The sequence below is a fragment of the Mycobacterium shunyiense genome, from assembly GCF_058270075.1.
In genome coordinates, this window is the sequence record NZ_JBZDPU010000017.1 from 1 (window position 1) to 22,248 (window position 22,248).

The 22,248-nt window shown below is 65.1% G+C and carries 20 protein-coding genes; 14 read left to right on the top strand and 6 right to left on the bottom strand.

All coding sequences use genetic code 11. From position 1 onward, the window contains the following. Positions 1-136: 136 nt before the first annotated feature. From AC4ELH_RS21040 to AC4ELH_RS21050, 3 genes are all read left to right on the top strand, one after another. A complete protein-coding gene (locus AC4ELH_RS21040; protein ID WP_463790429.1) occupies positions 137-385 on the top strand; it encodes a hypothetical protein in 249 nt (82 codons plus the stop codon). Between the two features lie 249 nt (positions 386-634). Next, positions 635-1,741 (top strand): TIGR03857 family LLM class F420-dependent oxidoreductase, encoded by a 1,107-nt coding sequence (locus AC4ELH_RS21045; RefSeq protein WP_498886403.1) that lies wholly within the window; start codon positions 635-637, stop codon positions 1,739-1,741. 44 nt (positions 1,742-1,785) lie between these two features. Further along, positions 1,786-2,433, top strand: coding sequence for a TetR/AcrR family transcriptional regulator (locus AC4ELH_RS21050; RefSeq protein WP_498886405.1), 648 nt, complete (start codon positions 1,786-1,788; stop codon positions 2,431-2,433). Positions 2,434-2,474: 41 nt separating this feature from the next. Here the strand turns inward: AC4ELH_RS21050 and AC4ELH_RS21055 are convergent, their stop codons facing one another. Continuing rightward, positions 2,475-3,140: a rhomboid-like protein gene (locus AC4ELH_RS21055; protein WP_498886407.1), complete on the bottom strand. Its 666-nt coding sequence runs from the start codon at positions 3,138-3,140 to the stop codon at positions 2,475-2,477. 271 nt (positions 3,141-3,411) lie between these two features. Between AC4ELH_RS21055 and AC4ELH_RS21060 the strand changes: the two genes are divergently transcribed. From AC4ELH_RS21060 to AC4ELH_RS21070, 3 genes are all read left to right on the top strand, one after another. After that, positions 3,412-3,897: a MarR family winged helix-turn-helix transcriptional regulator gene (locus AC4ELH_RS21060; RefSeq protein ID WP_418008807.1), complete on the top strand. Its 486-nt coding sequence runs from the start codon at positions 3,412-3,414 to the stop codon at positions 3,895-3,897. Positions 3,898-4,009: 112 nt separating this feature from the next. Continuing rightward, positions 4,010-6,529 carry an arylsulfatase gene (locus tag AC4ELH_RS21065; protein WP_498886409.1) on the top strand — a complete coding sequence of 840 codons (2,520 nt, stop codon included), beginning with the start codon at positions 4,010-4,012 and terminating at the stop codon, positions 6,527-6,529. Between the two features lie 101 nt (positions 6,530-6,630). Next, the gene (locus AC4ELH_RS21070; RefSeq protein ID WP_448449110.1) at positions 6,631-7,257 is read left to right on the top strand and encodes a maleylpyruvate isomerase family mycothiol-dependent enzyme; all 627 of its coding nucleotides are present in this window, start codon (positions 6,631-6,633) and stop codon (positions 7,255-7,257) included. Here AC4ELH_RS21070 and AC4ELH_RS21075 read toward each other — a convergent pair. From AC4ELH_RS21075 to AC4ELH_RS21085, 3 genes are read right to left on the bottom strand one after another with little or no spacing between them, the layout of a single operon-like run. Further along, entirely contained in the window at positions 7,254-9,074 is a 1,821-nt protein-coding gene (locus AC4ELH_RS21075; protein WP_448449111.1) for an ABC transporter ATP-binding protein, read from the bottom strand. The genes AC4ELH_RS21070 and AC4ELH_RS21075 overlap by 4 nt on opposite strands. A 25-nt stretch (positions 9,075-9,099) precedes the next feature. Next, a complete protein-coding gene (locus AC4ELH_RS21080) occupies positions 9,100-10,011 on the bottom strand; it encodes a hypothetical protein (RefSeq protein WP_418010853.1) in 912 nt (303 codons plus the stop codon). A 57-nt stretch (positions 10,012-10,068) separates the two neighbouring features. Beyond that, the gene (locus AC4ELH_RS21085) at positions 10,069-10,752 is read right to left on the bottom strand and encodes a VldE C-terminal domain-containing protein (protein ID WP_448449112.1); all 684 of its coding nucleotides are present in this window, start codon (positions 10,750-10,752) and stop codon (positions 10,069-10,071) included. Between the two features lie 306 nt (positions 10,753-11,058). On the opposite strand from AC4ELH_RS21085, the gene AC4ELH_RS21090 reads away from it, so the two are divergent. Both AC4ELH_RS21090 and AC4ELH_RS21095 read left to right on the top strand, forming a co-directional pair. Then, the gene (locus AC4ELH_RS21090; protein WP_448449113.1) at positions 11,059-11,886 is read left to right on the top strand and encodes a helix-turn-helix transcriptional regulator; all 828 of its coding nucleotides are present in this window, start codon (positions 11,059-11,061) and stop codon (positions 11,884-11,886) included. 128 nt (positions 11,887-12,014) lie between these two features. Then, complete coding sequence (locus tag AC4ELH_RS21095) at positions 12,015-13,169, top strand: hypothetical protein (RefSeq protein ID WP_448449114.1); 1,155 nt, start codon at positions 12,015-12,017, stop codon at positions 13,167-13,169. A gap of 50 nt (positions 13,170-13,219) precedes the next feature. Here the strand turns inward: AC4ELH_RS21095 and AC4ELH_RS21100 are convergent, their stop codons facing one another. Then, a complete protein-coding gene (locus AC4ELH_RS21100; RefSeq protein ID WP_498886413.1) occupies positions 13,220-14,074 on the bottom strand; it encodes a helix-turn-helix domain-containing protein in 855 nt (284 codons plus the stop codon). Between the two features lie 393 nt (positions 14,075-14,467). Between AC4ELH_RS21100 and AC4ELH_RS21105 the strand changes: the two genes are divergently transcribed. Next, complete coding sequence (locus AC4ELH_RS21105) at positions 14,468-15,655, top strand: hypothetical protein (RefSeq protein WP_498886415.1); 1,188 nt, start codon at positions 14,468-14,470, stop codon at positions 15,653-15,655. Positions 15,656-16,072: 417 nt separating this feature from the next. After that, the gene (locus AC4ELH_RS21110; protein WP_448449122.1) at positions 16,073-16,927 is read left to right on the top strand and encodes an AraC family transcriptional regulator; all 855 of its coding nucleotides are present in this window, start codon (positions 16,073-16,075) and stop codon (positions 16,925-16,927) included. Positions 16,928-16,942: 15 nt separating this feature from the next. On the opposite strand, the gene AC4ELH_RS21115 is transcribed toward AC4ELH_RS21110, so the two are convergent. Beyond that, a complete protein-coding gene (locus AC4ELH_RS21115) occupies positions 16,943-17,659 on the bottom strand; it encodes a GntR family transcriptional regulator (RefSeq protein ID WP_448449117.1) in 717 nt (238 codons plus the stop codon). A 177-nt stretch (positions 17,660-17,836) separates the two neighbouring features. On the opposite strand from AC4ELH_RS21115, the gene AC4ELH_RS21120 reads away from it, so the two are divergent. The 4 genes from AC4ELH_RS21120 to AC4ELH_RS21135 are packed head-to-tail and all read left to right on the top strand — an operon-like array spanning position 17,837 to position 22,214. Next, on the top strand, positions 17,837-18,814 hold the full coding sequence (locus tag AC4ELH_RS21120; protein ID WP_498886417.1) for a phosphate/phosphite/phosphonate ABC transporter substrate-binding protein: 978 nt from the start codon (positions 17,837-17,839) through the stop codon (positions 18,812-18,814). 6 nt (positions 18,815-18,820) lie between these two features. After that, positions 18,821-19,633, top strand: a complete 813-nt coding sequence (phnC, locus tag AC4ELH_RS21125; RefSeq protein WP_448449119.1) for a phosphonate ABC transporter ATP-binding protein — start codon at positions 18,821-18,823, stop codon at positions 19,631-19,633. Next, positions 19,630-21,225: a phosphonate ABC transporter, permease protein PhnE gene (phnE, locus tag AC4ELH_RS21130; protein ID WP_448449120.1), complete on the top strand. Its 1,596-nt coding sequence runs from the start codon at positions 19,630-19,632 to the stop codon at positions 21,223-21,225. The genes phnC and phnE overlap by 4 nt, the downstream gene beginning before the upstream one ends. Next, positions 21,201-22,214 carry a zinc-binding dehydrogenase gene (locus AC4ELH_RS21135; RefSeq protein WP_498886419.1) on the top strand — a complete coding sequence of 338 codons (1,014 nt, stop codon included), beginning with the start codon at positions 21,201-21,203 and terminating at the stop codon, positions 22,212-22,214. Before phnE ends, AC4ELH_RS21135 begins: the two co-directional genes overlap by 25 nt. Positions 22,215-22,248 lie beyond the last annotated feature (34 nt).

Genomic DNA, 22,248 nt, shown 5'->3' on the forward strand with positions numbered 1-22,248 from the left:
TTCCTGCCCGAGCACTCGGGCAACAGAGTCCCATAACGACTGGACCACTACAACGGGCTCACCTCAATCGGAACCGACTACGACCACACGAGTAGCATTGCCACTTGTCGGGGGCCATTGGCCGGAGGTACCGATCATGTTCAACGCGACCCACTCACTCGTCGTTACTGCTGCAGCAATGCTGACGCTGGGCTTCAGCACAGCCGTCGCCTATGCCGACCCACCAGCGCCCGGCTCCGCCTGCGGCCCCGACAAGGTGATCACGTCCGTCAACACCTGCGAGCCGCTCAACTCACCGTGCACGGGATATGACGGCATGGTGATTGGGCGGGTGGCCGCTGACGGCCGGTGCGTGATTCCCGGGCTCGACGGCACTCGCTGGTAAGCCGGACCGGTAGCGGGCGAGCGGTCACCGCCCGTCGGTGATTGCTGCCGCTGCAGCACCAGAAGACCACGAGAGTGGTTGCAGCACAATACGTCAACCGACTGCGGAGGACGGCATTCTTCACCGTCGTGCGCGCGGTTGATCTTGCCTGCGCCCGACGAACGCCGCCACCCTCCCATTCATTGAGAACCCTCATTGACAATTGCCCTCGCCGGGCTGACAGTGCTAGACGTCCGCGGAACGAAAGGCATGTCATTGAGCGCGAACCAGCCCGAAGACCAGCTCAACGAGCTCGGCTACTACGCCGTGACCCGGCACCCCGCGGACGTCCGGGTGGTCCTGCCCGAAGCCCGTACCGCGGATGCACTCGGCTTGGGCTCCTGCCACATCGGTGAACGCTTCACGGTGAAGGACCCGGCGGTCCTCTCGGGAGCGGTCGCGGGCGCCAGCACCACGCTGGGCATCGCGCCGTCGACGAATTACCACACGCGCCATCCCACGGTCACCGCGACGATCGGCTCGACCATGCACGCACTCACCGAAGGCCGCTTCGCCATGGCGTTCGGCCGCGGGATGGCGGCGTACTGGCAGGCGATCGGTCTGCCGGTGGTGACCGAGGCACGACTCCGCGACTTCTTCGGCATCCTGCGCCGACTCTGGGCCGGCGAGATGATCCTGGACCACGACGGCCCGGCCGGGAAGTGGCCGTTCCTGCGCCATGCCAGCGGCCTGCCCGACGGACCGCCGATCGGACTGGTGGCGGTCGGCCCCAAGACGATGGAGCTCGCCGGCGAGATTGCCGATTTCGTTGTGCTCCATACCTTTTTCTCCGACGAGGCGACGACTTCGTCGGTCGAGGCAGTGCGCCGGGGCGCGGAACGCGCCGGCCGGGATCCCGACAGTATCCGCATCTGGGCGTGCCTGGCCACGGTCCCCGACGCATTGTCGCCGGAGGATCAGATGCGTCGCGGGGTCGGGCGGCTCGCCACGTACCTGCAGGCGTACGCGGACGTGTTGGTGTCGGCCAACGGCTGGGACCCCGCGGCGTGGGAGCGGATCAAGCAGACCGATCTGTTCGCCGACGCAGCCGCCGCGGGGCCGATCGACGCCAGTGCCTCGTTCGAGACGCTGCAGCGCATCGCCGACCTGATTCCCGCCGAATGGCTGGACTCGGTAGCAAAGGGATCGCCGCAGGACTGCGCGAAAACCATTGCCCGGCAGTATGACCTGGGCACTCACTCGGTCATCATGCATGGTGCGAGTCCACATGAACTCGCGCCCGTCGTGCAGGCATACCGGGCCAACCGGCCGACGCTACGACGTCCGGTCGCGGCGAACCCCGGGCGGTTCGCCTGAACTCCCGCGAATCCCCGCAGGCCACCCGCGCTCGAGAACAGTGGGTGGCCGCGGTCCCGTCTGCGGCCATCCAGTCCGCCGCGGGCACGCGGTTGAACAAGCGCGGCCTGGAGACCCGGGCACGCCTACTCGACATCGCCATCCACTGCCTGGCCGACAGCGGCGGCGAGCCGGTGTCGGCGAATCGCATCGCCAAGGATGCAGGCGTCACCTGGGGCACGGTGCAGCATCAGTTCGGCGATCTGGACGGGCTGTGGGTGGCGGTGATCACCGAGATTCACTCCCGCAGTTGGTCGTCCGACACAGACAGACCGGCGCGCACAGGCACATTGCGGGAGCGGGTGATTACAGCCATCGACTCGGTCTGGGCGTACTTGGACACCACCGAAGGTCGGGCATTGACGGCGTTGCGCACCTCGCTTCCTGCCCGCCGTTCCGACATCGCAGCCGAGTATCCATTGACCGCAGCGGCTTTCGCGGCACGCGAACTCGACTGGATTCAGGGGTTCGACTATCTGATGGACGGGCTCGATCTCGACCCGGACCAGCTGTACCGGGTACGGTGCCTGTTGCCCGCCGCGATCCGGGGACTGAGCAACGAGCGCCAGATCGGCTTCACGTCGGACCTGGAGATCGCCCGCGCGACGTTGACTGACGCGGTGGTGGCGTTGCTGACCCAACCGTGGTCTTGACCGCTACGGTTTTCCACACCCGGGCTGTTGACCGGCGGTAGTCACGACCCTGCGGTAGAAACCGGCGCCGCCGGCCGCCGCGCCACCCGCCGACCCCGACCATCCCTCCGCGTGAGCGGATAGCAGCACAGCCCGATCAGCAGCGCCGCCATGTGGCCGATCGCGGTGAAGTTGATATTGCTGACCAGGGCGGCACCGAAGTACACAAACGCCGCGCCGAGATAGACCCAGCGCCACGGTCGCGGCATGCGGTAGGCCAACGCCGCCCCCACCCCGACAAGAAAATAACTGACCCCGACGTCGCGGACATGAACGAGCCGCTCGGGTGCGACGTGATCGTGGATCGCCAGGTACAGCAGGCCTTCGCTGATGTAGGTCGCCAGCACGTGGGCGATCAAACCTACTGCCAACCAACGGATCTGGCCGAGCCAGCGCTCTGCCGGGGCAAGTATCAGGCTGAACAACACCAGGTATGGCGTCCAGTACCGGCCGTCGATCCAGAACAGGCTGGTGACCAACACGTAGAGCGGATCCGTCCCCAGGTGGTGGATGTTGGTGGAGCTCTCGACCAACAGGGCATGCAGCTCGCGCCCATGCATTTGGCGCTGAATGATCGTGGTGACCAGCAGCGCGACCAACCAGGCATAGGTCAGCGGGGCGCTGCGCACATATCTCCACACCGCCGCCGGCCATGACCTCGGGCGCACAATAATCAGTATGGGCGTGATGGCTGGGCGTCGCCGGGATTGCACCGACACGGACGAGGGTCGCCCTGCGTCCACACCTCACCCGGCGCCGGAAAACCAAATGCGGCGACGCTCGTGAGTCGATTCATATTTTCGAATTGTGCTGTTGCACAGCATTTTTGGAAGAGATATGTTGAGCCGGCCCGAATGCATTGAATGTAATAGGCCAAAACATCAGGCCTCCACAGCAGACTCACAACCACCGGGCCCCTTCGCATGGGATACTCCCTGGATGGGCAGCGCGCCGCAGCACGAGATGACTCGAACTCCGGTCGATGAACTATCGGCATTCGAAGTCGCAACCCGAGATCTGGTCGGCGTGGCGCTGCGCAGCGTCGAGCAACTGGAGATCTCACTGCCACAGTGCCGGCTGCTGCTCGTGCTCCAGGCGCGCGGGAAGTCGACATCGACGGAGTGCGCGCAGGCGCTCGGGGTGGTCGGGTCGACGGTGACGCGGTTGGCCGACCGGCTGGACGCCTCCGGCCATCTGACGCGCGGCTCCGACCCGAGCAACCGCAGTGTCGTCACCCTGGCGCTCACCGACCGCGGCCGCAAACTGGTCCGGCAGGTGAACACCCGCCGCAGGCGGGAACTCAGCAAGGTACTCGATCGACTCGATCCGGCCGAGCGGGCGGCGTGCGCGTCGGCATTGCGCAGTTTTCATGAACTACTCGCCGACGATGACGCCGACGATTTGAATCGTCCGATACCGCTGTAGGAATATCACCCATAATGGGTGATGCATTGGCCCACAATGCAAATCAACCGTTAGCAACTTGTGCCGTCGTTTATCCGGACAATCTGTCCAATCGGGCATAGTGTCAGCGGACATGGAATCGAATACCGATGACATGGGCCAATCCGAGGACAACAAGCGCGGCAAATTGTCGAGACGTTCGATGCTGGGGGGCATCGCTGCCACCGGAGTCGGAGTAGCCGCTGCCGGCGCGTTCGTCGCCGGGTGCGAAGACAACTCTGGAAAGCCGGGCGCTATTGGCAAAGCCGGCCCTCCCGACTACGGGACCGGCATCAACGAAGGTTTCGACGGGAAGATCGAACTGGATGTTCGTGACTCGAAGCCGGATTGGAAGCCCTTCGAGCTCAAGCACGCCCCAGAGGGCGCACCCAACGTCCTGGTGGTGCTCTTCGACGACACCGGTATGGCCTCGTGGTCGCCATATGGCGGCCGGATCAACATGCCGACGCTGCAGAAGCTTGCCGACAACGGACTCACCTATTCGCAATGGCACACCACGGCGCTGTGTTCGCCCACCCGGTCCTGCATGTTGACCGGCCGCAATCACCATGTGAACCGGTTCGCGACCATCACCGAAGGTTCCGACGGCTTCCCCGGTGCGGCGGCACGACTGCCCGCACAGTGCGCGACGGTCGGGCAGGTGCTACAGGACAACGGTTACAGCACCTTCTGGGTGGGCAAAGACCACAACGTCCCCGAAGAGGACGTCTCCAGCGGCGGCAGCAAATCGGAATGGCCGCTGCAAAAGGGCTTCGACCGGTTCTACGGCTTCCTCGGCGGCGAAACCAACCAGTGGTATCCCGACCTGTCCGAGGACAACCGGTTCATCGACCAGCCGTACCCCCCAGAACAGGGCTATCACCTGTCGAAAGACCTTGCGGATCAAGCGATCCGGATGCTGCGGGACCAGCGCTCCAGCAACCCGTCCAAGCCCTGGTACATGTGGTTCTGCCCCGGCGCGAACCACGCTCCGCACCACAGCCCGGAGGAGTACTCCGCAAAGTACAAGGGCAAGTTCGACGACGGCTACGAGGCCTACCGGGAGTGGGTACTGGGCCGGATGATCGACAAGGGCATCATGCCCAAGGGCACCGAGCTGACCCCGATCAACCCGTTGCCGGCCGACGTGGCTTCGGAGGCCGACGCGGTGCGGCCGTGGGAGTCGCTGAACCCCGATGAGAAGAAGTTGTTCAACCGGATGGCCGAGGTGTTCGCCGGTTTCTCCGAATACACCGATGCCCAGGTCGGGCGGGTCGTCGACTACCTGGAACAGACCGGGCAGCTGGACAACACCGTCATCTTCTACTGCGCCGACAACGGCGCGTCCGGTGAGGGTTCGCCGAACGGTTCGGTCAACGAGAACAAGTTCTTCAACGGCTACCCCGATGACCTGGCCGAGAACATGAAGATGCTCGACAAGCTCGGCACCCCGGATACCTATAACCACTATCCGACGGGCTGGGCGGTGGCGTTCTCCACGCCGTTCCAGATGTTCAAGCGCTACTCGCAGTTCTCGGGCGGCACCTGCGATCCGATGGTCATCCACTGGCCCAAGGGCATCAAGGCCAGGGGCGAGGTGCGCCATCAGTACCACCACGCGACTGACGTGGTCCCGACGATCCTCGACGTCGCGGGCATCGAGATGCCCGAGGAGTACCGCGGCATCAAGCAGTACCCGGTCAACGGGGTGTCGATGCGGTACAGCTTCGACGGCGCCGATGCCCCCACCACCAAGAAGCGGCAGTACTACGCGATGCTGGGCACCCGCGGCATCTGGCAGGACGGCTGGAAGGCGTCAGCACTGCACGCGCCGATCAGCGGAAAAGGCCATTTCGATCAGGACAAGTGGGAGCTCTTCCACGTCGACGAGGATCGCTCCGAGGCCAAGAACGTGGCCGATCAGAACCCGGACAAGCTCAAGGAGCTGATCGACGCGTGGAACGAGGAGGCCAAGAACAACTACGTTCTGCCCCTCGATGACCGCACCGCCGTCGACCTGATCACTATTCAACGGCCCCAGTTCGAACCGCCCCGCACCCGCTACCTCTACTACCCGGACACCGCGCCGGTGCCCGAGGGTGTGGCGGTCAACATCCGCGGCCGTTCCTACAAGATCATTGCCGACGTGGATATGACAAAGGATGCCCAGGGCGTGTTGTTCGCGCACGGTTCCCGCTTCGGCGGGCACTCCTTGTTCATCAAGGACAACAAGCTGCATTACGTCTACAACTTCCTCGGTATCAAACCCGAGCAGGTGTTTGTCTCCGGTCCGCTTCCGGAAGGCAAGCATGCACTGGGCATGGAGTTCATCTGGGAGAAGAAGGGTGAACATGGCGAATCCCTGGGAACCACAATTCTTTACGTAGACGGCAAAGAGGCCGCAAAGGGACCGATGCGGGCCCAGACCGGCAAGTTCACCCTGGCCGGGGATGGATTGTGCGTCGGGTTCGACAGCGGCGACAACGTGTCCGATCTGTACCAGAACCCGGGGCGGTTCACCGGCGGCACCATCAAGGGCGTCGCGGTCGACGTGAGCGAGGAGAAATACATCGACCTCAACAGAGAGGCGCAGGCCGCGTTCGCGACCGACTGATCCACGGAGCCGAAACTCTGGCCCAGCACCCGGTGCTGGGCCAGAGTGCTGTTTGCAGGCCCGACTAGTTTGTTCAGAGAACCCTGACGATAGGAGCGGCCATGGACTCCGACACGATCTGGCGCAATGTCGATGAACAGCGCGGACACCTCGCTGATCTCCTCGACACCCTCGAACCGCAGCAGTGGGCCACCCCGTCACTGTGCGCGGGCTGGACGGTGCGCGAGGTGGCCATCCACATCACGCAGTCCCACGCGAGTATCGGCGAGATGTTGCCGGCGGCGCTCAAGTCGGGCTTCCGGTTCGACGCGATGGTTCGCCGGGCGGCGCTGGAAGATCCGTCCGAGCCCGCCGCCATCACCGCACGACTGCGCGCCATGGCGGGCTCGCGTAAGCGCCCGCCGCTGACCAAAGAGGTCGATCCGCTGCTGGACATCCTGATTCACACGCAGGACATCTGTATTCCGCTCGGGATCGACCGGCCGATGCCACCGGACGCCGCCGTCGCCGTGGCAGACCGCTTGTGGCACATGAAGTTTCCTTTCGCGCCGCAACGGGACCTACCGGGCTACCGGTTCGTCGCCACCGATGCCGCCTACGCCGTCGGCCCGGAATGGGGTGGCCGGCGCGAGGCGCCGATCCGTGACATCGTGCTGATGTTCTCGCGACGACGCGACGTGCCCGACGCCGAACCCGAGACTGAGCCCGACGAGGCGCCGGCCGACTAGCTCCCGTTCTGCACCTCGTGCAGCCGTTTGTACAGGCCGTCCTGGGCCATCAGCTCTTGATGGTCGCCGCTCTGTGAGATGCGGCCTTCCTCGAGCACCAGGATCCGGTCGGCCACCGCGGCAATGAAATCCAGATCGTGGCTGACCACGAGGCAGGTGCGCTCACTGGCGTAGCCGCGGATCACCCCAATCATGCGGGCCCGCTCGTCGGCGTCGAGATTCTCGGTCGGCTCGTCGAGCAGGAGCACCTCAGGACGACGCAGCAGACAGCGTGCGAGGGCGATCAGGCGTTTCTGCCCGCCGGAAGGGATCTGGACGTCGACCACGGTGTCGTAGCCGTCGTGCATCTTGGTTTCGATGACCGAATGGATGTGGGCCTCGGTGCAGGCTTCTTCGATCTCGGCGTCGGTGGCCTGCGGGCGGGCCAACCGGATGTTCTCCCGGATGGTGTCCTTGGTGAAGAACGGGAACTGAGCAAGTTTGGAGACCTGGTCCCGCAACGATACAAGCGTGACGGTCGAAATATCGTGGCTATCCAACAGGATCCGCCCGCGCTGCGGGTCGCGGAACCGCAGAAGCAGGTTGAAGACCGTCGACTTACCCGACCCGATTCCGCCGACCAGTCCCACCGTCTCGCCCTCAGCGACCGTGAACGATAACCCCTCCAACACATTCTGACGAGGCGTGTAGCCGAAGGTCACGTCCTCGAACACCAGGTTGCCGTGCACTTCGCCCAGCGCCACCGCGTCCTCCGCTTCGCGCACCGACGGCTGGGTGTCGAGCAGTTCATAGGTGGATGTCACATTCGGCGCCAGCGACTGGTAGGTGGTGTACGCGCCTAGAACCCGTTGTGCGGCACTGAACATCACCGGAACCACACCCGCGAACACCAGGAGGCCCGCGAACGTCAGCCCGAAGTGCCCGCTGAACCCGACACCGACGAGCAGCACGACCACCGTGCTCAGCGCGACGAAGATCTGCGAGCCATTGACGGTGGCCTGCATCCACACCACCGAGGCCGCCGATCCTTTTGCTGCTTCCTCGGACACTGCATGGAATCGCTTGCTGCGGAGCGGTTGCGCGTTGAACATCTGAATCTCTGCGATTCCGCTGATCGTCTGTTCGACCTCCGTGGCCATCGCCCGCTCGGCGTTCATCATCCGCCGCATCACCGCCTGCACGTGGCGGCCGGCGAATCGGAGGGTGAGCAGAGCCAGTGGTGTCAGCACCAGCGCGGCCACGGTCATCTGCCACGAAATGGCCAACAGGTAGCTGATCACCACCACCAGCACCACGGCGTCGATCAACGGGGGCAGCAGACAGTCGGTCAGAAGTCGCTGCACACCAGCAGATTCCGTCATCACCCGGTGCATCAACTCGCCGCTGCGCGACGTCAGGAAGAAGTCCAGGGACAGCGACTGTAGGTGGTCGTGGACTCGTTGGCGGATGTCGACCAGCAGCACCCGTTCGGCCCTCGCCCCGATCCAGGCGTTGACGAAGTACATGAGCTGGGTCAGCACCAGCGAGGCCGCCCAGACCACGAGTAGCACTGCGAACGGCACCGGCCCGGCCAGGGAGTGCAGCAGCCCATCCTGACGAGCCACCAGCGGTCCGCTCAAATCCCAAACCCCGCTGAGGTTTCCGCTGTTTCCAGCCTCGGAGATCACCTGAACCATGGGGCCGAAGGCGGCCACCGTGATGTAAGGCAGAGCCGAGGCGATCACGCCGATCACCAACAGCAGGGCCAGCACGCCCCGGACCGCACGCAGCATTCCCAGGCTGCGCCACACCAGGCGCAGCGACGAGGCCACAGTCACTTGCACCCCCTTTATCCCGCGAAGGCTAACCCGCCGGTTCGTCGCTGTCGCGGGGAACATCCGGCATCGAAGGCCCGTCGTCCTCGAAGAACCGCCGGATCGCAAGGAATCCGCCGTGGCGGTAGGCCTCGTAGGCCCAGATCGCGGCGATGATCGGCAGGGGTCCGAACGCCACCCACCAGCGCGCCGAGGGCGGGACCAGTTCGGCGATCACCTGCGCGCTGGGCTGCCCGTCGACCTCGGCGGGCAGCCATTCGTGCAACAGGATGGTCAGCATCCGGGTGGCCTCGAATGGGCCGGCAATGGTGGACAGCACCCAGCTGAGTGAGGCGATGATCAGTGCCCACGGCCAGGCCAGCAGCAGCGACTGGTCATCGACGATGTCTGCGGCCGAGCGGATCGACTCGGCGATGAACGCAAAACCCAACGCCACCAACAGCACACCGATCTGTGCCGCCAGCAGATCGTCGAGCACCGAGTTGGCCAGTTCGTCCGCGGTCCGCGTCGGTAGACCGAACGCCAACGACAGCAGGCCGGCCAGCAGGGCCAGCAGCATCAGCGCCGAGGTGGAGTCGTCGATGCGCATGAAGGAGTCGGTCAGGATGCGCATCACCAGTCGCGAGGACGACGCCGGCCGGGTCCGGTAGAGGATCATCACCACCAGCCCAGAGATGATGATCGAGATCAGCCAGGCCACCACAGCCGCACAGATGATCACCAGGGCCAGCGAGCCGATGACGGGGACCAGTTGCTCATTCGCGGTTTCCCCGTTGCGGACTACCAGGAGCGGCACCACACCGATGGCGACCACACCCAGGGCGCGCACCAGGATCGGCAGGGTGAAGCCGGCGATATCACCCGCGTCGAGGTCAGGGTCGCTACGGCGGATCGCGCCGATCTCGGCGCTCATCACCGATCGTGCCCGGCGGAACGACATTCTGCGCGCCACGACGCGAATCTAAACGGCACGCACACCGGTGATCGGCCGACACGCTCAGCGCAGGTACTGCTCGCCGCCCGTCGGGTACCCGCCGCCCTTGGTGGTCAGGTGAACGTGGTCGTAGTGCCCGTAGCTGCCGGCTTTCGCCCCGCCGTCGGGCGTGTAATAGGTGCCGCGCCAGATGGCGTCCTGCAGCGCGAACCGATCAGCGTTCTTCAGGGCATAGGCCACGATCCGGTTGCCGAGCGCGATGCCTTCAGAACTGCTCGGGTTAGGGATCATCACGTCGAGCGCCAGGCCGTTGGGGTGCCAGCGCAGCGCGTCCGGACGGACACCGCCGATCTCGTGGATCTGGGGGAAGTCAGCGTGGACGCTGCGGGCGGCCAGGATGGTCTTGACCTGCAGGCCCCGCTCGGGTGCGATGCCGACGGGCAACAACTGGGGAATGTTGAGGACGCGCCAGCGCGAGGCGGTGCCCGGCTGTGCCTGCGCCGCGCTCAACGAGAGCGTCTGCACCGAGGGAGCCGACGCGGACGCGGCCGATGCGGCCACGATCTCCATGCAGCACTGCGCGGTCTCAGTGGCCGCCGGCTGCGCTATGGGTTTGGAGAGGTGCTCAGCGGGGTACGGATGGGAATCGCCACCGCTGGCGAAAAACGCAGCGACCGGCGCCAGGATTGCAGCCGCAACAGCCGGCAGTTTGCGCTGGCTGGGGCTGGCTAATGCGTGTCGGCCCACACGGGCACCATACGGGCACTTCTGTGACAACGCAGCAACCTCTCCCCCGATCTACGAGTTTCCTCAGAAACGTGTCAAGCATCTACGCGGCGTGTTTCCGCAGGTCATTAGTCACAAATTGGTCACGAAATTAAGAGACTTCTAAGACAACTTTGGTCGGCACGTACCGCGCTCCGATCGGTACTTCAAGGCGAAAACACCCTCCCTCTCATCTCCGCATCGCTACGCTCCGAGCCGGATTGACGCAGCCGACAGCGCGCAGGAGGGACGCATGTGGCGATGAAGCCGTGGACCGGCGATCGGCCCATGACGCGACGTGTCGTGCTCGGTGAGCGGGCCGTCGCGACCCGCGGCTTGTCCATCCGGTACGCCACCGAGCAGATTCACGCGACGACCGATTGGTGCTGTTACGACGACGCCCGGCACCTGGTCTACGTCCACCGAGCCGGACGGCTGCGCTCGATGGAGACAGATCTCGATTGGGGCCCGTCGGGCCGGGCGCTGCCCAGCGTGGGCGACATCTGGGTGGTGCCCACCGGCGACAAGTGCGCGTCACTGGTCGTAGGCGACACCGCGGCGTACTGCGAGATCGCCATCCCCGATCAGCTGCTCGGCGAGACGACGTTGATTCCGCGCGTGAAGCACCGCGACCCGCTGATCCATCAGATGGTGGAGCGCATCTACGAAGTTGCCGATCGCGGCGACGCGCTCGCACGGCTGCTCACCGACTCCGTGAGCGAAACCTTGAGGCTGTTGCTCACCGACATGTACACGGCGGATCCACCGCGCCGGGTCGAGCGGAGGCCCGACACCCTGGATGCCGCCACCCGCTCGAAGATCATCGAGTTTATCGAGGACGGCATGGACTCGGAGATCACTCTCGAAATGCTTGCGCAGCAAGCGAAGATGTCAGTCGGCGGCTTCATCAAGGCGTTTCGGGCCGCATTCCACACCACGCCCTACCAGTACCTGCTTGATCGGCGGATCGAACGCGCGAAATCGCTGCTGCTGCACACAACTCGGACCGTCACCGAGATCAGCGCGATGGTGGGGTTCTCGACGCCCAATCATTTCGCCACCGCCTTCCGGCGCCGGGTCGGCATGTCGCCCCGCAACTACCGCGACCCTCGCTGACAAGGGCATCGCCTCGCCGCGTCAATAATTCAAACGTCGAACAGAATGCGAATGTTGTTCGGCGACTTTCCAGATACCTTCGCGCGGTCAGCAGCAGCTGACATCCCGCTGTTGCGAAGGAGACCTTCTTGAACCTCGCTCTACGGCCGTATATGACGGCCGGTGTCGCCTTGGTCGGCGCCGGCGTCATCGCAGTCACCCCAGTCGCCGCGCCCCCGCCTGAGATGCAATCCCACTCGGTACAGCTCAGTGCGGCGATCGATAACCCCATCGAGGTCTTCTCCCCGGTATTCGCACAGGCGAGCACCGTGATTCAGAATGCGATCCAGGCCGAGGTAGACGACCCGTTCCCCATCATTGTCGGGCTGGCCGGCAAGCTCGCCGCGGACGGAAAAACGCTTGGCGACATCGCCAATGCGCTCGGGCAGTCCTACGGCGGGCTCGTTGCCGCCCTCCCTGGGGCGTTGACGACGTACGCCCAGAAAATCGCAGCCGGAGATTTCACCGGAGCGGTCGGCGCGTTCATGCCCATCGCCATCGGACCATTTTTCACAACGTTCACGCAGCTGATGAACTTCCAAAACTTCGTGAAGACGCAGTTCGAAGTTGCCGGGGATCTGACCAACGCCGCCATCATGGGTGCCTGGTCCCTCGGCCCCGGACAGCTGCTGTCGGCGTACAGCGTCATCGGCGCGGTGACAGGCACCCTGGACAAACTCGTGAAGGCAGTGCCAACGGGTGATCCCGGCGAAATCGTCAACGTCATCCAGCATGGTGCCGCGAATATCGCAACGGCGGCCCTCGGTGTTGCCGACTTGTGGAGGTTCTCCCTCGACGACACACGTCAGAATTTCCGCGACATCCTGAACCCGCCGCCGCCAGACCCGGAGGAAGAGTTCCGGACCGCGAAACTGGTTCCCGATCTGGCAAAGTCACTGCCGGCCGCGCAGACAGTGTCAGTCGATGCACCATCGGTCGAAACACCGCAGGCGGAGCCGGAAACCAAGGCGGTGACTGAGGTCGTTCCGTCCCCCGACGCGACGTCAACGACGGAGGCGACGCCCGAGACGAAGCCTCTTGTTCGAGACAGCCTCGTCGCGGCGCCAGGGAAACCCGGCCTGAAAACGGTGAGGAACGCCCCGGCCCACAAGATTGCCTCAAGCGTGAGCGAACAAGTCTCGGCTACTGCCAACAAGATTGGCGAAGGGATCAAGTCAGCCCTGGGCAAGCCGGCCAAGAAGCCGGCGGGCACATCGGGCGACAGTTCGGGGGATGCCAGGTAGTAGACGCGCCGTCCCCGCCCGGCCTCGGGCGGGGACGCTCGCTCAGGCGCTCACGAACGCTGACGGTAACCGCTGGGTGAGACTCCCACCCGCCGCCGGAATGCCGTAGCGAAATGGCTCGGCGTCGAAAACCCCACTGACGAACTGATTTCCGCGATCGTCTTCGAGGTGGTCAGCAGCAGCGTCTTGGCCCGATCGATCCGCAGATCCAACAGGAATTGGTAGGGCGTGGTGTGGAAGGCGCGACGGAAAGCACCGATGAATCCCTGGACCGGCATCCCGGTCAGCCGCGCCAGCGCGTCCAGGTGGATCTCGGAATCCAGGCCGTCGTTGAGGAACTCGACAAGCATCGCGCGAGTCGCGGTATCCAGGGTCCGAAGTTCGCGCTCCGCCGGCGGAGCCTCCGCATACTTGTCCCTGATCAGCAGCGCCATGGTCTCGGCCATAGAGTCGGTGAGCAACCGAGCGATCGCGTCGTCGCGGTCGGCGACGCTGTAGATTTCCTCGACCAAGTGGTGCATCAGCGGATCCCGGTATTTGATCCGGGGAAGCAGCGCGGTGTCGCCGATGATCCGGCGCGGCAATGCGATCTCGCAGTATCCTGCGATGCCGCCCTGGACCAGGGCCGCGCATGGGATGCCGGCGGGTTTCCACCAGACATCCCCCGCCGTCGGCAGCGTTTGCCCGGACGGCCCCCAATCGAGGGCGGTCTGCATCGAATGCATTGCACCACCGCGGTATACGTACACCAGATGATGCGTGTCGCTGAAGCTGCACCAATCTGTCGGCTCGGATATCTGCTCAGTGCCGAAGGTGAATGCCAAGCCACGCGCCGCGACATCCTTCTGCTCCAACACAACGCGCGGGGTCAGCGGCCGGTCCCCATCCCATGGCTTCATACCCATCCGAGCAACCCCCAGGCAGCTCCATCACGAACGGCGTCAGGGTACGCCCGCTGCCCGCCCCAGATCGACGATTTGGCCGGAGTAACCACATCTCAACGGCCCCGGTCGGAATATTTCGAAAGCCAAAAAGAATGTGAATGCGCATCCGCAGTCCAGTCCGTATTTTCGGCCGGTCAGTGATAGCTGATGCCCTCATCTGAACCGAAGGAGACCGAGTTGAACCTCGCTCTACGGCCCTATGCGACTGCGGGGATCGCCCTCGTCGGCGCCAGCGTCATCGCGACCACGCCCCTCGCCCCACCCCCGACCGAAATGGCAGGAGCAATAACGCGGGCGTCCTCCGCCGCTGTAGAACTCACTGCCGCTGTCGATCCCATTGCAGCATGGGCGGACTTGCTCACACAGACACCCGAGAGCTTGTTGGCCCTCGGCGGTCTTTTCGCCGACAATCCAGCACCGATCCTCGGGCAGATCGTCGCCAACTGGTCTGGCTACGCCCAGACATACAGCACCGCACTGCAATCGGCGGGAACGGGGCTCAGCAACTTTCTGACGACCACTCTGCCCATGGCCCTTCAGAACTTCTCCGATCAGCTGATGTCGGGCGACATGTATGGCGCCTCCCAGACGTTCAGTAGCGCACTGTTCAACCTGGCGTTCGGTGCCGGGTTCCCGATGCTGAATGTCTTCAGCATCCCCGTTGACATCACGCAAAACCTGGCAAATACGGTCGCCGCCCTGGGTCCATCCTGGGCGGGGGTGGTAGCCACTCTCGGGATCGGGGCTCTGTTCGCGGTGAATGGCACCAGCGCCGCGATAGGTAACAGCGCCCAAGAAGTCGTCGATGCAATCGCAGACGGGGACCCGCTGGGCGCATTCAACGCACTCGCAGCCATGCCCGCCACAGTTGCGAACGCCCTGATCAACGGATACTACGATCCAGTCAGCGGTGGCCGCTTCGCCGGGCTTCTCACTATCGAAGGTGACCCACCCCCTGACGCGCCGCCCGGGTCGCCCGGGTGGAGCGACGGCATCTTCGCGTCACTGATCAAGAGCCGGCTTACCTTTGCGAAAGCGCTCGGCTGGGAAGATCCCGCCTCAACCGGGGCTCTATCCCGGCTCCTTGCTCCCACCTCCGAACTGACAGCGCTGCCACCGGCTTCGTCCGTGCCCGATGCTGCCGCCGCAACCTCAGTAACTCTGTCGACGGGACCGGTTACCTCTGCGCCGAGAACTGAGGCTGCGACTGCTGTTGCACCAGAGACTGATTCGCCGACAGGCGGTGCCACCCCGGCGGCGAATGAGTCAACCGCGACAGAAGCCGTTACGCCTGCACCCGCCAAAGAGCCATCGATTCGCCTAGTTCGAGAGAGCCTCGTGGCGGTTCCCGGGAAGGCGAGCGCCACCACCAACAAACCTGCGGGCAAGCTGGCCTCCGATGTCCGCGGCGGAATCTCGTCCACTGCCAACAAGATCGGCGAAGGACTGAAGAAAGCACTCACCAAACCCGCCAAACAAGCCAAGGCTGACAAGGCGAGCAAGAGCGACGCCGGTTCCGGCGGTTCGGGGGACGCCAAGTAACACCGGCGCACGCGACCTGGCCGAGATCATCGTTCGATCTCGGCCAGGTCGCAATCGGGCCGGCAGCTCCACCCGGCGGAAGCTATTGTGACTGGCTGACATACGGGCGCATCAGCTCGTTGTGACGAGCCAACGCCCACACCGATGACCCCAGCACCGCGCCGGTTCGACCGATCCACTGTCGTCGCCCATTTGCATCCAACATTCCCTGGGCTATCCCGCCAGGGCAGCCAGAGCCAATGGTGTCACCACCGATTTCGCCACGGAGCACTCCGCAACCAACCCAGGACGTAAGGCGTTGCTGCCGCCATTCATCCATATTTTTGAATCGAAATAGCCCGCAACTTCGCCCCGGATCGATACCCTGTTGCCCAGATTGACGTAGCCGTTGATAACTCAGGAAGTTCACGCGTGGCAATGAAGCCGTGGAACGACGACCGTCCCCGAACCCGACGCATCGTGTTGGGCGAGACACAGGTCGCCACCCGCGGCATGTCGGTCAAGTTCGCTTCCGAGCAGATCCACACCACCACCGAATGGTGCTGCCTCGACGAGGACCACCACCTGCTGTTCGTGCACCGCGCCGGGAAAGTGCGTTCCATGGAGACCGACTTGGATTGGGGCCCGTCGGGCCGGGCACTACCCAAGGTCGGCGACATCTGGGTGGTGCCGGCCGGCGACAAATGCGCCGCTCTGGTCGAGGGCGACACCGTCGAACACTGCGAGATCGCCATCCCCGATCACCTTCTCGACGCGCCGACGCTGGTTCCTCGCATCAAACACCGCAATCCGCTGATCCATCAGATGGTGGAGCGCATTTACGCGCTCGCCGATCGCGATGACGCTGCATCCCGGCTCCTCACCGACTCGGTGGGCGAAACTCTGCGATTGGTCATCGCCAAAACCTGCGCGGCCAACCCGCCGCCCCCGGTCGAACGCAGACCCGACACCCTGGACGCGACAACTCGCGCGACGGTCATCGAGTTTCTGGAAGACAGCATCGACTCGACGATCAGCCTCGAGAACCTTGCACGACAGGTGGACATGTCGGTACCCGTCTTCATCACCGCATTTCGCGCCGCATTTCACACCACCCCGTATCAGTACCTGCTGGACTTACGATTCGAACGCGCCAAGCATCTACTCCGATACACCTCGCGGACGATCGCCGAAATCAGTGCACTGGTCGGGTTTTCGCGGCCGAGCCACTTCTCCAGTGCCTTTCGACGCCGCGTCGGGGTGTCACCCCGCGCCTACCGCGACCGCCGTTGAGCACACATCGACCTGCTACGGCGCGGTCATCACCGCGGTAAAGGTCATCCGGTCACCCCGATACAGAGAGCGTCGCTGTTCGATCGGGATTCCGTGCTGGTCGTAGGACACGCGGTTGAGCAGAAACATCGGTGTCCGAGTGTCGACGGTGAGCAGAGCCGATTCCCGCGCATCTGGCAGTGCGGTCTCGATGGTGTCGACAGTGCGCGCGAAATGGACACCCCGGCTGCGGATCTCGGCGTAGAGCGAGTCGCGGTAGTCGAAGGTCTCCCGCAGGCCCGGGTAGCGGGCGGCGGGCAGCTTCGTGGTCTCCAGCCCCACCCGGATACCGTCGGTGGTCAGGACGCGCTCGAGCTGCAGGATGGGCCCTCCGACGCCGATCGCGAGCTGGCCGGCCAGGATGTCGTCCGCGATGAGATCGCTCCAGCCGACCAGGATGCGGCCACCGCTGCGGCCCTGTTCCTTGGCCGCCTCGGTATAGGACCCCATGGACAGGGGTTGGAGGATCTTGGGCCGCGCGACGATAGTGCTGCGGCCGCGTCGTTCAATACGTCCGGCCAACAACAGCTCTCGCAACGCCTGCCGGACCGTCTCGCGGGCGACGTCGAACCGATCCGCGATGTCTCGTTCCGCCGGGAACGGGTCTCCGACCTCCAGGTCGTCGAGCAGTCGCTCCAGTTGCGCACGGACAACCTGGTGCTTGAGAACCCTTGGTTCTGCACTCGCGGACACCTGCCCACAGTAGCAAGTCTTGGTATAGACCAAGACTTGCCGCGTTGTTAACCTCCTCGCCAACTTGGATGCACCCGTTGGTATAGACCAACCCACAGGGTGTGGGGCAGGGCAGCTGCGCACCCCCGCTCGCGCACTGCCCGTCCAACGTCCCCCGCCCGAAAGGTCCCGCGCGCCATGAAGTTCCGTACCGCTCGCACCTCAGCCCGCATCGCTGCCCTGGCAACCGCCAGCGCCGCCCTCGTCCTGTCCGGCTGTTCGAGCTCCGACAACACCGACGCCGAGACCGCTCAGGGCTTCCCCGAAACCCTCACCCTGGCCGCGATCCCGACCGAGAACTCCACCGACCTCAAGGCCAGCTACCAGCCGCTGATCAAGCTGCTGGAGAAGGAGACCGGCTCCAAGGTCGAGTTCGTGCAGGCCTCCGACTACGCCGGGGTGGTGGAGGGCATCATCGCCAACAACGTCGACCTCGCCTTCTTCGGCCCGTTCGCCTACGTGGTGGCCGGCGTCAACGGCGCCAAGGTCACCCCGGTTGGCGCCGTCATCCAGGAGCAGGGCGCCAAGCCCGGCTACCAGTCCTACGGCCTGGCGCGGACGGACGAAGTGAACGTCAACGGCCTCAAGGACTTCGCCGGCAAGAAGGTCTGCTTCGTCGACCCCAGCTCGACCTCGGGATTCCTCTACCCCACTGCCGGGCTGATCGAGGCCGGGGTGATCAAATCCGGATCAGAGGGCGATCTGTCAAAGGCCATGTCGCCGATCTTCGCCGGCGGCCACGACTCCTCCGCCCTGGCGATCGCCAACGGTGACTGCGACGCCGGCTTCGCCTTCGACACCATGGTGGACAAGACCATGGTCGCCAAGGGTGACCTCAAACCTGGTCAGCTCAAGACGGTCTGGAAGTCGGAGATGATCGCCGGGTCGGTGTTCGCCGCCAACGATTCCCTCGGTCCCGAGGCCATCGGCAAGCTGAAGACCCTCTTCGCCGACAAGGTGAACGTGCCCAACCTGGAGGCCGAGGGCTTCTGTCAGGGCGACGCCTGCCGGATCACCGACGAACGCGCGTGGGGATTCGTCCCCGTCGAGGATTCGGACTACAGCGGCGTGCGCCACGTCTGTGACGTCACCGGCTCCGAGAAGTGCAAGGGCTGAGATCCCATGAGCGCGGACGGACCCCATCATTCCGTCGCGGGCGACGATCTCGTCGTCATCGCCCGCGACGTCACCAAACGCTTCGGTGACACCCTGGCCCTCGACCAGGTCAGCCTCGACGTCCGGCGCAGCGAGATGCTGGTGCTGCTCGGCCTTTCCGGGTCAGGCAAGTCCACCCTGCTGCGCTGCCTCAACGGACTCCACCCGGTCACCTCCGGCAGGGTCGAGGTCGGCGGCACCCACGTCGACACCGCCTCGGCCAAACAGCTACGCGCACTGCGCCGCAACGTGGGGTTCGTTTTCCAGCATTTCAATCTGGTCGGGCGGCTGAGCTGCCTGGAGAACGTCCTGATCGGCGGTCTCGGACAGCTGCGGCTCCCCCGCTACGGGGCCCTGACCTACCCCAAGGGGATGCGCGCCGAGGCCCTGAGCTACCTGGACCGCGTCGGCCTCGCCGACTACGCCGAGCGGCGCGCCGACACCCTCTCCGGCGGTCAACAGCAACGCGTCGCGATCGCCCGCACCCTGATGCAGAAGCCCGGCCTGCTGCTGGCCGATGAGCCCGTCGCCTCACTGGATCCCGAAAATGCTGGAGTGGTCATGGATCTGCTGTTCCGGGTGTGCATCGAGGAGAAGCTGACCGTGGTGTGCACGCTGCACCAGGTGGATCTCGCGCTGGGTTGGGCCCACCGACTGGTCGGCCTGCGCAACGGCCAGAAGATCCTCGACCGGCCCGCCGTCGGCATGACCCGCGACGATGTCATGGAGATCTACCAACGCGTCGACCCCGCAGCCCGTTCGGCGGCCCGGCCCTCGTGAGCACCGACCTGACCGAACGCCCGACCCCGTCCGCGCCGCCGACACCGCAGCGCCGGCCGCTACCGAACCTTCTGCACCTGGTCGGCGTTGCAGCGGTACTGGCCACCCTCGTCGCGGCCTGGTCGATCGACTTCGCCCCCGCCACACTGCTGAACGGGTTCGACGAAGTGATCGCGTTGCTGCAGCGCATGATCCCGCCCCGGCTCGATGATCCGGCACGCATCGGCGGCCTCGCGGTGGAAACCCTGTTGATGGCCGTGCTGGGGACGGTGCTCGCAGCGATCGCCTCTGTGCCGCTGGCCTTTTTGGCCGCCCGCAACACCACCCCGCACCCGGCGGTACAGGCGGTGGCCCGGGGAGTCATCACGTTCTGCCGCGCCATGCCGGACCTGCTGTTCGCGGTCCTGTTCGTCCGCGCTCTCGGAATCGGCGTGCTACCCGGCATTCTCGCGTTGGCCATCCATTCCATCGGCATGCTCGGCAAGGTGTTCGCCGACGCCATCGAACAGACCGACCCCGGCCCACGGGAAGCGGTCCGCAGCACCGGTGTCGGCTATTTCCGCGAGATGCTCAATGCTGTCGTCCCCCAGGCCATCCCGTCCTGGATCGCCACCTTCATCTACCGCATCGACATCAACCTGCGCATGTCGGTGGTACTGGGCTTCGTCGGCGCGGGAGGCATCGGCTTCGCCCTGCAGGATGCCTTGCGGGGCTTGATCTATCCGCGGGCTCTCGGCATCGCCTGCGTCATCCTGGCGATCATCGCCGCGATGGAGCTGCTGTCCATCGTGATCCGGCGGATGCTGCTGGATTCGGCGCAGTCGAACCCGGCACGCGAGCGCGCCGCCCGGTTCTTCTTCGGCGGTGCGCTGCTCGCGACCTGCATCGCAGCCCTGGCGGTGTTGAAGATCAATCCGCTGTCCCTGATCACCAGGGTGGGCCCGGCCGCCGACGTGTTTACCCGGATGATCCCGCCCAACTTCTCGGCGCTGGGCGGTGAGTTGTTCGCAGCTGCAGGACAAACCGTCGCCATCGGCGTGGTGTCCACCGCGATCGGTGTGGTGTTGTCGATCCCGGTCGGCATCCTGGCGGCCCGCAACGTCACACCCCACCCGTCGGTCTATTGGCTGGCCCGGGCTTGGATCCTGCTGGTGCGGGCAGTACCCGAACTCATTCTGGCCGTGGTGTTCGTCGCCGCATTGGGGCTCGGTCCCATCGCCGGTACCTGCGCACTGGCCATCGGCTCCATCGGGTTCCTGGCCAAACTGGTCGCCGACGCGGTCGAGGAGATCGATCCCGGTCCTCTGGAGGCGGTGCGCTCGGTGGGCGGCGGCTGGTGGAAGACGTTGTTCTCCGCCGTGATTCCGCAAGCCATGCCGGCCATGGTCGGGTCGAGCCTCTACCTGTTCGACGTGAATGTGCGGACCTCGACCATCCTGGGCATCGTCGGTGCGGGCGGGGTCGGCTACCTGCTGTTCGAGTCGATCCGCACGTTGAACTTCGATGTCGCCGGTGCGATCGTCCTCGTCATCTTCGTCATCGTCTACGCCATCGAAAGGTTGTCCGGATGGATCCGATCCCGCCTCGTGTGACGATGGCCGCCGTCTGGACCGGCGCGGGTGTCGACGTGCGGACGGTGCCTATTCCCGCGCTCGGCGCGGGTGAGGTCCTGGTCCGGGTGCGGTTGGCCACGGTGTGCGGCAGCGACCTGCACACCGTCACCGGCCGGCGTCCCGCCGCCTGCCCGTCGGTTCTCGGTCATGAGGCCGTCGGCGACGTCGTCGCTGCCGGTCCAGGTGCGGATATTCAAGTCGGGCAACGCGTTATCTGGTCGGTGACGGTGTCCTGTGGTGAGTGCCCACGGTGCAGGTCGGGTCTTAGCGCCAAATGTCTGTCGGTGCGTAAGGTGGGCCATGAGCCGTTCGACGGGGACTGGGCACTGTCGGGTTCCTATGCCGCACATGTGGTCCTGCCGCGCGGCACGACCATCGCCGTGGTCCCCGACCCACTTTCCGATGCCGTCGCCGCACCCGCGGCCTGCGCGACCGCGACGGTGATGGCCACCCTGGAAGCTGCAGGCGAACTGGGCGGCCGTCGAGTGCTGATCGGCGGGGCGGGCATGCTCGGCCTGACCGCAGTCGCGGCCTGTGCGGACGCCGGTGCCGATGTGCAGGTGGTCGATCGCAATGCCGACCGCCTGGCGTTGGCGACGCGGTTCGGTGGCCGCGCCTCCGATGGTGGGCAGGTCGATGTGGCGATCGACTACACGGGTTCCTCGGCAGCCGTGGCGGATGCGTTGGGACGCCTCGACATCGGCGGCACCCTGGTGCTGGCCGGATCGGTCACCCCCGGACCGCCGCTGGCGGTGGATCCGGAAACTGTTGTGCGGCAATGGCTGACGATCACCGGCGTGCACAACTACGAGCCCAGACACCTACACCGGGCCGTGGAGTTCCTCGACCGCACGCGCGAGCGACATCCGTGGGACGCGCTCGTCGTCGCGCCGGTGCCGCTGAAGCAGATCGCGTCGGCATTGCATTCGCCCCCGCCCGGCAAGCTCCGGACGGCAGTCTGCCCTTGACCGGCGACCGGGTCGCCTTGCAGCGCCCAAAGTC

Coding starts and splice junctions, on each gene's coding strand:
- AC4ELH_RS21065 (WP_498886409.1), top strand. CDS start 4,010: ATGGAATCGAATACCGATGACATGGGCCAATCCGAGGACAACAAGCGC.
- AC4ELH_RS21060 (WP_418008807.1), top strand. CDS start 3,412: ATGGGCAGCGCGCCGCAGCACGAGATGACTCGAACTCCGGTCGATGAA.
- AC4ELH_RS21100 (WP_498886413.1), bottom strand. CDS start 14,074: ATGGGTATGAAGCCATGGGATGGGGACCGGCCGCTGACCCCGCGCGTT.
- AC4ELH_RS21070 (WP_448449110.1), top strand. CDS start 6,631: ATGGACTCCGACACGATCTGGCGCAATGTCGATGAACAGCGCGGACAC.
- AC4ELH_RS21120 (WP_498886417.1), top strand. CDS start 17,837: ATGAAGTTCCGTACCGCTCGCACCTCAGCCCGCATCGCTGCCCTGGCA.
- AC4ELH_RS21135 (WP_498886419.1), top strand. CDS start 21,201: ATGGATCCGATCCCGCCTCGTGTGACGATGGCCGCCGTCTGGACCGGC.
- AC4ELH_RS21040 (WP_463790429.1), top strand. CDS start 137: ATGTTCAACGCGACCCACTCACTCGTCGTTACTGCTGCAGCAATGCTG.
- AC4ELH_RS21110 (WP_448449122.1), top strand. CDS start 16,073: ATGAAGCCGTGGAACGACGACCGTCCCCGAACCCGACGCATCGTGTTG.
- AC4ELH_RS21045 (WP_498886403.1), top strand. CDS start 635: ATGTCATTGAGCGCGAACCAGCCCGAAGACCAGCTCAACGAGCTCGGC.
- AC4ELH_RS21090 (WP_448449113.1), top strand. CDS start 11,059: ATGACGCGACGTGTCGTGCTCGGTGAGCGGGCCGTCGCGACCCGCGGC.
- phnC (WP_448449119.1), top strand. CDS start 18,821: ATGAGCGCGGACGGACCCCATCATTCCGTCGCGGGCGACGATCTCGTC.
- AC4ELH_RS21080 (WP_418010853.1), bottom strand. CDS start 10,011: ATGTCGTTCCGCCGGGCACGATCGGTGATGAGCGCCGAGATCGGCGCG.